This is a genomic window from Flavisolibacter tropicus (assembly GCF_001644645.1).
In the GTDB taxonomy this organism is placed as follows: Bacteria; Bacteroidota; Bacteroidia; order Chitinophagales; family Chitinophagaceae; genus Flavisolibacter; species Flavisolibacter tropicus.
In genome coordinates, this window is the sequence record NZ_CP011390.1 from 2,060,867 (window position 1) to 2,074,196 (window position 13,330).

The 13,330-nt window shown below is 41.4% G+C and carries 8 protein-coding genes; 6 read left to right on the plus strand and 2 right to left on the minus strand.

Translation table 11 applies throughout. The features are described 5' to 3' along the window. The first annotated feature begins 99 nt into the window (after nucleotides 1-99). From SY85_RS08690 to SY85_RS08700, 3 genes are all read left to right on the plus strand, one after another. Nucleotides 100-1,968, plus strand: coding sequence for a tetratricopeptide repeat-containing sensor histidine kinase (locus SY85_RS08690; protein WP_082886338.1), 1,869 nt, complete (start codon nucleotides 100-102; stop codon nucleotides 1,966-1,968). A 209-nt stretch (nucleotides 1,969-2,177) separates the two neighbouring features. After that, nucleotides 2,178-4,055 carry a tetratricopeptide repeat-containing sensor histidine kinase gene (locus tag SY85_RS08695; protein WP_066403607.1) on the plus strand — a complete coding sequence of 626 codons (1,878 nt, stop codon included), beginning with the start codon at nucleotides 2,178-2,180 and terminating at the stop codon, nucleotides 4,053-4,055. 238 nt (nucleotides 4,056-4,293) lie between these two features. Then, complete coding sequence (locus tag SY85_RS08700; RefSeq protein WP_158512953.1) at nucleotides 4,294-6,156, plus strand: tetratricopeptide repeat-containing sensor histidine kinase; 1,863 nt, start codon at nucleotides 4,294-4,296, stop codon at nucleotides 6,154-6,156. Between the two features lie 109 nt (nucleotides 6,157-6,265). On the opposite strand, the gene uvsE is transcribed toward SY85_RS08700, so the two are convergent. Next, complete coding sequence (gene uvsE / locus SY85_RS08705; protein WP_066403614.1) at nucleotides 6,266-7,153, minus strand: UV DNA damage repair endonuclease UvsE; 888 nt, start codon at nucleotides 7,151-7,153, stop codon at nucleotides 6,266-6,268. Between the two features lie 46 nt (nucleotides 7,154-7,199). Next, on the minus strand, nucleotides 7,200-7,748 hold the full coding sequence (locus tag SY85_RS08710; RefSeq protein ID WP_226999049.1) for a DUF4385 domain-containing protein: 549 nt from the start codon (nucleotides 7,746-7,748) through the stop codon (nucleotides 7,200-7,202). Between the two features lie 145 nt (nucleotides 7,749-7,893). On the opposite strand from SY85_RS08710, the gene SY85_RS08715 reads away from it, so the two are divergent. The 3 genes from SY85_RS08715 to SY85_RS08725 all read left to right on the plus strand — a co-directional run bounded on the left by SY85_RS08715 (nucleotide 7,894) and on the right by SY85_RS08725 (nucleotide 13,020). Next, nucleotides 7,894-9,570, plus strand: a complete 1,677-nt coding sequence (locus SY85_RS08715; protein WP_082886339.1) for a L,D-transpeptidase family protein — start codon at nucleotides 7,894-7,896, stop codon at nucleotides 9,568-9,570. 181 nt (nucleotides 9,571-9,751) lie between these two features. After that, on the plus strand, nucleotides 9,752-10,924 hold the full coding sequence (locus tag SY85_RS08720; RefSeq protein ID WP_066403620.1) for a hypothetical protein: 1,173 nt from the start codon (nucleotides 9,752-9,754) through the stop codon (nucleotides 10,922-10,924). Between the two features lie 218 nt (nucleotides 10,925-11,142). Beyond that, on the plus strand, nucleotides 11,143-13,020 hold the full coding sequence (locus tag SY85_RS08725; RefSeq protein WP_066403625.1) for a gamma-glutamyltransferase family protein: 1,878 nt from the start codon (nucleotides 11,143-11,145) through the stop codon (nucleotides 13,018-13,020). The last annotated feature ends 310 nt before the right edge of the window (nucleotides 13,021-13,330 follow it).

Genomic DNA, 13,330 nt, shown 5'->3' on the forward strand with positions numbered 1-13,330 from the left:
TATATTTGAATAAGGAATCAGGGGCCTTTGTGTGAGTACTGAATTCAGTCCATTGTGGCGATTGCTTGTTAATTGACCACCTTTCATCCTGTTTCGCTTATGAGTTCGTTAAATCGAAAAGTCTGTTTACTACTTTTTCTTTTGCATACCGCTGCAACATCCTGGTTATGTGCGCAGAGCAGGCAAACAGAAGCCGAGGTTGATACATTAAATGCCTTATTCAACCAGACCTATACGGTAGACCTGAGTAAAGCAGAACAACAGGTTAGTAAAGCATTAGATCTATCCATTCAATCGGGCTATGCATGGGGAGAAGCCAATTCCCGCTCTAATTATTGTGCCTACTATCTAAAAAAAGATGACTTCACTAAAGCAATAGAATCAGGCCTAGCCGCTATAAAGATCTACGACAAAGAGGAGAAATATAAAAACACCTTTGAGTATGGCAATACTTTTATAAGACTGTCCAAGTCTTTTTACATGGTAAATGATGACAGTCGCACAAAAGCTTATTGCTACCAGGCTATTGCAATAGCAGAGCGAATCAACGATCAACACTTACTGGCCTTAGGGTATGAGCATTTAGGCAATATTTACTCCATTGCCCTGCAAGTAGACAGTGCCTTATATTATTATAACAGGGCAAAAAAAGACTTCATTAAAACCAACTACATTTCTGGGCTTGCCAACCTGGCCACCAACACAGGCGCTATGTATTCGGACAAGGGAGATCACCAGGAAGCCATTAAATACTTTAAAGAAGCGCTTACTGTTTATCAAAACAACAATCTGAATGCGGCTTTAACAACGGGCCATTACAATATGGGCTTTACCTATCATTTACTCAAATCTTACGATAAAGCCTTACAACATACAGACAGTGCGGAATATTATGCCAAGGCGTTTAAAAGAGCTAACAGCTTACTTAAAGCTTATATGCTTAAAGCACAGATCTATGGGGCTATGGGTAACGTAGATAGCAGTGGCAGCTATTATGAAAAAACCATTGCGCTTAAAGATTCCATTCAGAATGACAACTATAAAAAGGAACTAGCCAGCTTACAAACCCAATCGGACGTTTATAAAAAAGAAACCGAAAACCAGCTATTAATCAAGGACAAACGGATAGCTGTATTATATCGTAACCTGGCCATTGCAGGGATTGCTGGACTTGTCATTATTCTTGGATTCTTATTACTCAACCAACGCCTTCGTATACAGCGCCGTGTTAAAAACAGACTGGAAGAGGAAGTAGCCCTGCGAACTCAAGAGATCTTCCGACAAAAAGAAACCATCTTCCATACTAACCTCCGTTTAAAACTGGCACTTAATGGCGCCAAGTTTGACTCGCAGTTTGTATTCAATGCCCTTAACACATTACAAAAGGTGGTACTTCAGCAAAGGCCACAAGACGTACAAGAGCATTTAGCACGTCTTGCACAACTTATGCAGTATGTGTTAGAGAAATCGCCATTAAACCAGGTAACATTAGCTGAAGCAATAAAAATGCTAGAGTATTTTCTAGAATTAGAACAACTACGATTAGATAACCGGTTTACGTATAACATAAACATACAAGCGGATACACAACTTCCTATCCCCGCCTTATTAATACAGCCCTATGTAGAAGATGTTATCATAAACAGTATAGAACCATCGCAAGAAAATGGCCTCTATTTAAATATAAAACTAGCGATTGCGGGAGATACGCTGACCATTACTATTGAAGACAATGGCGTAAAAAGAGGAAAAGACAAATCGCTTAAGCAGCATATGCAAGGCTTTAAAGTGGGCCAAGAGCGACTAGACCTTCTTACCCAATTGACACATAAGAACCATTTGGTTATTATAGAAGACCTGCCAGCAGGCGCAGGAAGCCACACCGGCACCAAAGTGACATTACAAATACCAATGGAAAATCAGCCTATTGAAGCAAAGCTGGAATTAAAAGACGAAGAAGAAGTTTAAGATAAAATTATCCAGTATGCCAACTAGCCGCTTTACAGACCCGATGCTCAGGCCAAATATCAACTTGCTACTACTACTAGCCAATTGTAAAAAGCCTCCACGACTTATCTTTGAAGATCAACCGCTTTAATTACAATTTACCTGTAACAACACCCTGAACCAAACACGGCTCTGCTCCTTTTATTGAACACGATCACCAATGTACAAACATGAAGAACCTAACGCGAAAAGCGACCATACTATTACTGCTTGTTTTCACCACATTCTCAACCCTTGTAATTGCTCAAAGCCAGCAGCAGGTGCAAGCACGGGTAGACTCATTGAATAAAAAATTTAAAGAGACCTACTATAGCGACCCGGCATTAGCCACCAAACTTTTAAATGAGGCAATGGAACTTTCCATTAAAAATGGATATACGTTTGGCGAAGCATGCGCCCACTCAAACCTTGGTACAAACTATTTCAAAGAAGGCAACAATACCAAAGCCATTGAGGAATGTATTACAGCCTTAAGCTTGTTTGATAAAGATGAAGCGTATAAGAACACTGCTGATTATGGGATGGTGTTTGTAAGACTAGCCGCTGCGCTGAATGTAGAAAATGACTCTAAACGCAGTAAGGCCTATTCACAAAAAGCGGTTGCTATTGCCAACAAACTCAATGACCGTGAGTTTTTAGCGATAGCTCAGGAAACGCTCGGCAACAGTTATTACTCAGGTGGGCAATCCGATAGTGCATTGCATTATTTTACGATCGCCAAGACCAATTTTACAGAGACAGGTTCTTTTTCTAAGATCGCTAACCTGGAAAACAATATTGGTCTCATCTATGCAGATAAAGGTGACTACAAACAAACCCTGGCTCATTTTGAAAGAGCATTAAGCATTTACCGAGAGCATAACAGACATATTTCTTATGTAACGGCCTTTAACAACATCGCTGAAATTCACTACAGACTAAAAGCTTACAATAAAGCATTGGATGCGGCAGACAGTGCCACGTATTATGCCAAGAAATATAATACGCAGGGCTCCTTTATAGACCTTTACAATCTGAAAGCACAGATCTATGGAGCGATGGGCAATGTAGATAGCAGTGCTGTCTACTTTGAAAAGACCATTGCACAGAAAGACTCTCTTTACAATGACACGTATAAAAAAGAGCTAGCCTCTTTACAAACGCAATCGGATGTATACAAGACTGAAACAGAAAACAAACTACTAACGAAAGATAAACGCATTGCTGTATTGTACCGCAACCTAGCCATAGCCGGCATTGTTGTATTAGCCGTTATACTGGCCTTCCTTTTATTAAATCAGCGCTTGCGCATACAACGCCGCGTGAAGCATCAATTAGAAGAAGAAGTAGCCTTGCGTACGCAAGAGATCTTTCGACAAAAAGAAACTATTTTCCAAACCAACCTGCGCTTAAAGCTTGCTCTTAACGGCGCGAAGTTTGACTCTCACTTTGCCGTACATACGCTAAACACGATTCAACAAGTGATACTTCAGCAAAAGTCAGATGCTGCTCAACATCATTTGGCCAAGCTCTCTCACCTGATGCAGTATGTATTAGAGAAATCGCCACTGGAGCGTGTACCCCTGCATGAAGAGTTGCAAATGATAGAACATTACATTCAACTGGAGCAGTTACGCCAGCAACATCATTTCAGCTACGGTATAACGATAAAGGCCAATGAACAAACTATGATTCCAGCATTACTCTTACAGCCCTATGTAGAAAATGCTATAAGGCATAGGCTAGCTTCCAGTACAAAGGAAGACTTGCATCTACACCTGCAAGTAGAAACTGATGGCAACGACCTTACCGTAAGCATTACTGATAACGGCAGTAAGCGAATGAATGGAAAAGAGACCAAAAAACAATTTGAAGAAAATGCCATAGGACAAGAACGACTGGACCTGCTGACGCATTTAACCCATAAGAATCATTTAGTAACAATAGATGATCTTACAACAAATGATGGCAGTAGCGCCGGCACCAAAATAGTACTACATATTCCCATGCAAGCAAATTCCATTTCGCCTGATCTAACGCAAGGGGATCAGCCAATTGAATACGCTTAGCATTTATTGAGAAGATACAAGCGTTAGTGTAAGCAGCCTTGTTTCCATTCCAGGAATGCATCACCTAAACGGAGGCCTATATGACTCTTTACTAGCTAGTACAGACGCAGAAATAGAAAACTGGCACAAAGACTATATTTGACATAGAAATCAGACATGAAGGCTTTCGAGAAGAATCACCTGATTTAAATCAAATTAAGTGCATAGTACATTACCGGGTACTTTATTATAGATGTTTATGAGAATCCAAATCAGAAAAACCGCATTACTGCTGTTTTTATTTTACTTTATTGGACAGGGCTTGAATGCCCAGGTTAAGGAGCCGGAACAAGCACAGGTAGACTCATTAAACACCTTATTTGTAAAGGTGGAAGAAAAGGATCTCTACAAAGCCGAAGCGCTGGCTAATGATGCATTAAAAATTGCCGAAGAAGCCGACTATACAAAAGGGATTGCAGATGCCAAATCAAATTTGGGAACTGTATCTGTGCGTCAAGGTAATTTTAAGCAAGCCATTGACCACTATTTTTTTGCGTTAAAACTCTATGATCAATTAGGTATTCTACCCAAGGCAAAAGACTATGTAGCTGTTATAGTAAGGCTGGCTGGGGCTTTTTGCCTGGAAGAAGACTTTGACCGTGCATTGACCTATTCTCAAAAAGCTATATTACTATCAGAAAAGAATAACTACCATGAACTTTCAGGAATAGCGTATCGCGTAAAAGGGGAAACGTTTAGAGGATTGGGCAAGCTTGATAGTTCATCGTATTATTTTGAATCGGCACTGGCCGCCTTTTCAAAGTCAAAGAACCTTACGCATATGGGGTCTGTTTATACAGACATTGGGATCAACTATTATTATGTAAAAGATTATAAACAGGCGTTTCTCTATACACAAAAAGCATTTGAATTAATCCAGCAAACGAATAACAAACCCGAATACGCTGTATTACTTCATAACATGGGTGAGTTCAGTTATTTAATGAAGTCGTACCAGCAGGCGTTATTTTACCTGGATAGTGCTCAATATTATGGCGAATATTTTCACGCATCCGGAAACTTGATGGACACCTATAAAGTAAAAGCTGAAGTGTATAAAGCATTAGGCATTACTGATTCTGTAGCCCATTATTATGAAAAGACATTGCAGGTAAAAGACTCCTTGTACAATGACACGTATAAAAAAGAGCTGGCTACGTTGCAAACTCAGTCTGACGTTTACAAGAAGGAAACCGAGAACAAACTTCTGTCAAAAGACAAGCGTATTGCCGAGCTCTACCGCAACCTAGCGATTGCAGGGATCATTGGGTTGATCATTGTATTAGGCTTTCTTTTGTTAACTCAACGCTTGCGCATACACCGCCGGGTGAAAGACAAACTGGAAGAGGAAGTAGTATTAAGAACCAAGGAAATTTTCAGGCAGAAGGAAACCATCTTTCATACGAACCTGAGATTAAAACTGGCACTTAACGGTGCTAAATTTGACTCACAGTTTGTACATAATGCCCTAAGTACCATTCAACAGCTAGTATTAGAGCAGAAAACGCAAGAAGCACAGAATCACCTGGTTCAGCTTTCTCAGCTTATTCAGTACGTTTTAGAAAAATCGCCACTAGAAAGAGTGCCTTTGAAAGAAGAACTGCAGATGGTGGAAAGCTATATTCAGCTGGAACGCTTGCGCTTAAATAACTGCTTTGACTATAGCATTACATCACACGCAGCTGAACAAACGAAAATACCAGCATTATTGCTACAACCCTTTGTAGAAAATGCGATCTCAACTGCTATTGCCTCTACAGCTGATGGTCAACAGCAATTACTACTTCAAATAGAAGCGAGTAATGACACCCTAAATGTTGTAATAATCGACTCTGGTAAAAACAGGAAAAAAGAACGCCGAAACAAATACAATCCGCTAGGTAACCAACTTGGTCAGGAACGACTAGACTTACTCACTCATTTAACTCATAAAAACCATTTGGCTATAGTGGAAGATTTGGAAAGTGAAAATGGGAGCAATGGGACTAAAGTTACCTTACAAATACCCTTAAGCGGTCAGCCTATTTCTTCGGTAGAAGAATTTGTCAATGAGAATTCCTGAAGCGCTTACTAAACAAGCAAGAATATTTTATTGGCTGCTCCGTACTATGAAATAGGAATAGTAGGTAGCAGCCAATTTGTTTAAAAACACTTTCGCAGCAAAGACCGTATTAGATATCACCAAACTGTTCCCGGTATTTCAATAACGCTTGCTCTTTCTTCTTTGCTTCCAGTACAATATCTACTTCTTTGCCATAGGTATTGATTGGTTCATAGATATAATCTGCATGGGCTTCCCGTTTTGCAGAAGGCTCTTCATTCTCACGCCGGGAGCTAGAATAGTGAAACACTGGGCGGGTTTCTCCCCAGGTCTGATAAGCCATGTAAAAAGCTTCTTCTTCAGATTGTAAGCCCGGATGCAACTTATGATGGAAGTAATCAAAAACAATTGGGATACCGATGGACTCATATAAAGGATGCAGCTCGGCAACTGTATATAATCCTTGCTTATCGTCGTTCTCCACTGTAAGCCGTCTTTGCAAATTGCTGGAGAGGGACTTAAAGTTTTGAGCAAATCGTTTAAGTGTTTCACCTTTATCTCCATAGGTGCCGCCTACATGAATATTGATCTTGTTCCAATGTGAAGGTTCTAATTCCATTAGATCGAATAACTGAGAATGTACTTCCAGCTCTTTGATAGTATTGGCCAAGGTCGCATCAGAGCCTGCCAGTTTATTAAATGGACCAGGATGAGTGCTAACGCGAATAGGCAACTGACCGCATTGTTTTAAAATCCCTTGAATCTCTTTGAAGTCGGGCATATCAGCCAACTGATATTCTGAGGCCCAAGGAAATAGCTCTGATGTAATGCGAAAGACACGAATGCCTTGAGCGATATTCCACTTTAGTATATCCTGCAGTGCCTGTACATTTTGTAACGCTAATTGAGAAGCATATTGGATGCCTTTTTCTCCAAAAGTACGTTTGATCATCCCCCTGTTGGTGGTGATACCTTTTTCTGCCAGTGTCATATTGATACATGCATAACCGAGATTCATATAGTTAAGTCCCTTCTTTTCTTAATGATTTAAAAACATACAACTCCTACGATTCACATCGTTTTTTATGGGCTTGCATAAGTTGCTGGTATAGACCATCGTTCTTAGCCTCTTGCCATTTAGTATAAAATATGGCGGCGCTTTCAGCCTTTATAGGATCTACCTCCTTAGGTAGAATAGCTCTGCCATGTGCCCCACTTTGTCCTTTTTTATTGGTTGGGACAGGTCCTTCATATTTTTTGCCGGATTTATGATTAGCATATCGTCGGCTACGGGTGTAACCCATTTGTAAAAATTTACGAGCCATATCCATACCTACAAAGTCCTGCTGTTCTTTATAATCTAAAAACAATTTAAAGATCTGATTGGCTGAAGCCTGTGCTATTGCGGGTGTTTTAAACCGCCAATGTGGTAAAATTTCACTCTTGTAAGGTTCAACCAGCAGTACACCCTGCTCTCCTTTTCCCACCTGATATAATTCAGGATGCTCTCGAAAATTGATACTCTTAAAATCCAGATCATAATTAAATACAGCCATCAAACAAATCTTAACAAACCAATGTCCAATTTGTTGAAAAACCCCTGCCAATTTCATGGCCCTCGTTTAAAAGTTCCTCCTGTACATTGCCCCAGAAGCACCTTTCTTTCCCCAGTTTTTCCTAAGGTTTTGCAAAAACAACCGGAGCTACCTACTAAAAAAGAACCTAAAGCACAGGCACATCTTTTGTAAAATGAAGAGTATGAAACTTCAATTATTTTATCTCCTTACTTTTTTCAGTTTCCTGGTGTCCTGTAATACACCTGCGGGTAACGAACACAGTGAGAGTGCCCAGGAAGAAGCTAAAAAAAATGTTAGCTCACGCGACAGAAGTATCACTCCGGCTAATTCCTACTCCTCGCTGTTTATGGACAGTATAGCTGTAGAAAATTACATAGCGCAACAAAAAGCACCAGATTCTATTAGCCGCCGTATACGTAGTTTTTATAATGCCCGAAACTATCAATATGCCTGGTTTGATAATGATGGCCTAACCGAGCAAGCACGTGGCTTTTGGAGCCTTATTGACTATCATACTACTTACTCGCACGACTCGACCCTGAATAATAAGGCCTTACAAAAGAAAATGGATAACCTGATTGCAGATGAGGCGTTTCGGGTAAATGCTTCCGACAAGTCAACTCTAAATACTGAACTACAACTAACCCAACATTTTATCCGGTTTATGATGAGCGAGTATCCGGAGGGTTATGTAAAACGAAAAGAGATGGAGCGGTTTGTACCTTTTAAAAAACAAGACGCGCTACACCTAGCAGACTCCCTTATTAAAAAGAAACACAAAGACGATAAGTATTTTGAACACCTCAATGAATCGTATGGCAAACTAAAAGATCAACTAGCCAATTATTATACTTTGGCTACTAAAGGCGGCTGGCAGCCTGTGACATTGAGCGGGAAAAGTATTAAAAAAGGGACTAGCTCACCAACAATTGTACAAATCAAACAGACGCTGCATATGCTGGGCGATTTGCCAGTTATAGATACGACGCCTGTGTTTAATGACACTCTGGAAATGGCCGTTAAATCGTTCCAGGAACGTCATGGTTACAAACCGGATGGCGTAATTGGTGGCTCCTTTATAAAAGAATTGAATGTGCCGGTACAACAACGTATTCAACAGCTTTTGATCAATATGGACCGGATGCGATGGTTACCTAATACGCCAAAGTCAGACAATCTCATCGTAGTGAATATTCCAGAGTATATGCTGCACATGTATGAAGGCAAGCAGAAGGCATGGGATATGGTGGTTGTGGTTGGAAAATCTGGTCATAACACGATGATGTTTAATGGTGATCTGAACCAGATTGTTTTCAGTCCTTATTGGAATGTACCGCCCAGCATTGTTCAAAAAGAGGTACTGCCTGCCATGGAGCGCGATCCCAATTACCTGGCCAGTCAAAACATGGAAATTATTGGTGATGATGGCGGCATTCCGAGCATCCGCCAATTGCCAGGAACCGGCAATGCCTTAGGAAAGGTCAAGTTCCTGTTCCCCAACAGCTTCAACATTTACTTCCACGATACGCCATCTAAAAGCCTCTTTGAAAGAGACCAACGGGCCTTTAGTCATGGCTGTATACGCCTGAGCGATCCGTTTAAAATGGCGCAATACTTATTACGTAATGAGCCAGAATGGACACCTGAAAGAATTCAGGAAGCAATGGATGCAGGTGTTGAGAAGTATGTAAAACTGAAGCATCCGGTTCCAGTTATTATCACGTATTATACGGCCTGGGTAGATGATGCTGGTAGACTAAACTTCCGGAATGACATTTACAAACACGATGAGATGCTAGCCAAGAAAATGTTTACGCAAACTGCTTTTGCTAACAATGAAGCAGTAGCCAAGAAATAAGCTTTTCCGTATTTATTATAAAAATAGCCTGTCATGTTACAATATGGCAGGCACTTTTTTTAAACAGCCCTTCCTTTGTTATCGGTAAATGTTACCACATCATATTAAGCCCTTGTTCCTATTGATCTAGAGCAATAAACGAACTTGTCATGATTTTTCTATTTTAATGTAGGTTTGCTACATGACTGGCTTTCGACTGATAGAAGTGACCACGCCACAACTTGCAAACGACTTTCTGCAAGCCAATGTGCAGATCAATAAAAATAACCCTAACTACATCCGCCCTTTGGACAAGGATATCAATGATGTATTTGATAAAGAAAAAAATAAAGCATTTCGTTTTGGTACAGTTATCCGCTGGGTGCTGAAAAATGAAAAGGACGAGTTAATTGGTCGAATTGCGGCCTTTACCAATAAAAAATACAGAAACAAAGGAGATGATGGACCTGTGGGCGGTGTAGGCTTCTTTGATTGTATCAACAACCAGAATGCCGCTGACATGCTGTTTGACGTAGCCAAGCATTGGTTGTTGAAGCATGGCGTGGAAGCCATGGATGGTCCAATCAATTTTGGAGAACGTGACCGCTGGTGGGGCCTAGTAGTAAAAGGCTTTCAGTCGCCGCTTTATTGCATGAACTACAACCTGCCTTATTACCAGGAGTTGTTTGAAACGTATGGCTTTCAGCCTTTTTTCAACCAGATCTGCTTTGGGAAAAGTCCCAAACAAAAACTTAACGACAAGTTACTCGAACGTCATGCTCATTTTGAAAAAGATCCTGCCTACTCGGTTCGCAATTTGAAGAAAGGCCAGCTAGAGAAATATGCAGGTGATTTCGCCACCGTGTACAATGCTGCATGGGCAGGTCATGGTGGACTAAAAGAAATGAAGAAAGAGCAGGTGATACAAATGTTCAAAAAGATGAAACCCATTATGGATGAACGCATCTTATGGTTTGCCTATGAGAACGAAAAACCCATTGGCATCTTCATCAACCTTCCCGACTTGAACCAATGGTTTAAATACCTCAACGGCCAATTCGGCTTGCTGGATAAACTCAAATTCTTGTGGGTAAAGAAAACTAAACCTTGCACCAAGTTTACCGGATTGGTCTTTGGCATAATACCTGAGTTTCAAGGAAAAGGGATTGACGCCTTTATCATTGGGGAAGCCTATAAAACAGTTGTTAAGTTGGACTACACTGAATATGAAATGCAGTGGATTGGAGACTTTAACCCCAAGATGATCAACGTAGCCCTAGGCATGGGGAATGTGCATGAAAGCCGAAAGCTAACCACCTACCGTTATTTATTTGACAGAACCAAAGAATTTAAACGGCACCCCATATTAGCCTAAAACAATACTCTTTTAAACCACTGCCACAAGCAGTGGTTTTTTTTATGTTCTATACTACCCTAGATATTTCTTGCGGGCAGTTGCCTGTGACTCAGGTCTCCTACTTTCTCCTTTAAACAACTATCGACAGAGAGTCCCTTTTCACATTTCACGTTTCACGTTTGACGATTGATGCTTTAACTTTTAATCTACTTAACTTTAAAACCAAACACACTACTATGAAACGAGTACTAACGGTGTGGCTTGCGGCCTTATCGCTGCACACGTTTGCTCAGCAAACGCAAAAGCCACCTCTTCATGGAAAAAACTGGATGGCTATAACAGGTAAACCACTGGCTGCAACAGCAGGCTCTATGATTTTTCAAAAAGGGGGAAATGCTGTTGATGCTGCCTGCGCTATGCTTGCTTCTACCTGCACCATGTGGGATGTATTGAGTTGGGGAGGCGAAACACAGGCTTTAATATATAACCCAAAAACAAAAAAGGTAATAGCCATAAATGCAATGGGTGTAGCTCCTACAGGTGCCACACCGGAGTTCTTTAAAAGCAAGGGCTATAACTTTCCGCCAGAATATGGTCCACTAGCAGCCACTACGCCGGGCACTGTGGGCGGCTTACTCTATATGCTATCTAATTATGGCACTATGAGCCTGGAACAAGTACTGGCACCTGCCATGCAATTAGCGGCAGGCTATCCCATGGAAGCGCAAACGGCCAATAGCATTGAGCGCAATAAGGAGCGCATTAAACAATGGCCTTATAGTAAAAAAGTGTTCCTGACCCATGCCGGCGAGAAGCGTGAAGCACCAGAAGCCGGGGAGATCTTCGTACAAAAAGACCTGTTGCAAACGCTGACCAAAATGATAGAAACCGAACGGGCAGCCCTTAAAAAAGGGAAGAGTCGCAAAGAGGCGATCATGGCTGCTTATGATCGTTTTTACAAAGGGGATATTGCCCAAGAGTTTGTGCGCGGCTGCCAAGAGCAAGGCGGTTTGATCACCATTCAAGACCTGGCTAATTGGAAGCCAATTGAAGAAGAACCGCTTAAAACAAACTATAAAGGCATAGATGTATATAAGCTACAGCAATGGACCCAAGGTCCATCTCTATTACAAGCATTAAACATCCTGGAGAACTTTGATCTGAAAAGCATGGGCTATAACAGTACAAAGTATATTCATACTGTGTATCAGGCTATGAGTCTTTCCTTTGCGGATCGTGATTTCTATTATGGAGATCCTTATTTCTCTCCACAAGAACCCATCAAAGGGTTGTTGAGTAAGGAATATGCAAAACAACGGGCAGCTCTTATTCAATACGACAAGAACAATCCAAACATTGGTCCTGGTGACCCTTATCCATTTGAGGGTAAAACCAATCCTTACCTGAATTTATTAAAGAGCAGAGGTTATGAGTTAGATACCACTAAGCGCAACTTCGCCCCTACACATGATGTACGCAACAGCTTATCGATGGCTGACTACCAGGAGCGATTATGGTTGGGAACTACCAGCGTTGAAGCGGCAGATAAAGATGGTTGGGTAGTATCTATTACTCCAAGCGGCGGTTGGATACCGGCTACTATTGCTGGCAACACAGGTGTAGGCATGAGCCAACGTATGCAAAGCTTTGTGCTGGATTCCGCACTCAATCCGTTTAACGTTGTAGCTCCCGGTAAGCGCCCCCGTGTAACGTTAACTCCTTCTATGGCCTTAAAAGACGGCAAACCTTATTTATCGTTTGCGGTACAGGGCGGCGACACGCAAGATCAAAACCTACTGCAGTTCTTCCTGAATATGGTGGAGTTTGGCATGACCGTACAGCAAGCTACTGAGGCGGCTAACATTAATACCAATCAATTGTGGTTATCGCTAGGCGGCTCTAAAACAGACGACCGCAAACCCAAACCCGGGCAGATATTATTGCACGATAGCACACCAGAGGCTGTACGTAATGATTTGAAAAAGATGGGTTATACCCTAAGCTTTGATGATCGGACCTCAGGCCCGATCAATGCCATTTTCTTTGACTGGAAACATGGTTCTTTTTGGGGAGGCTCCAGTAATCATGGAGAGGATTATGGAATAGCATGGTAAGCCCCGCACGCCCCGGTTCCTAAAGAGGAGGCCTGCGCGGCAGAAGCCAGCCCATCGTGAAACGGGAAACGTCAAACGTGAAATAATTCTAAGATCAAACATCCTTTATAAAAGAAAAGCACTCCAAGTTAGGAGTGCTTTTCTTTTGGTGTAAACCCAAATGCTTCACACTATATAATCCCATTAATTCTTTCATCAACCAGCCTTCCTCTTCTACTACTCCGCTGTCCCTTAATAGCTCCCCCTCTATTCCTTCACTATTACTCCTCTACTACTTCATGGTTACTCCGTATCAGAGCCTACCTAACTC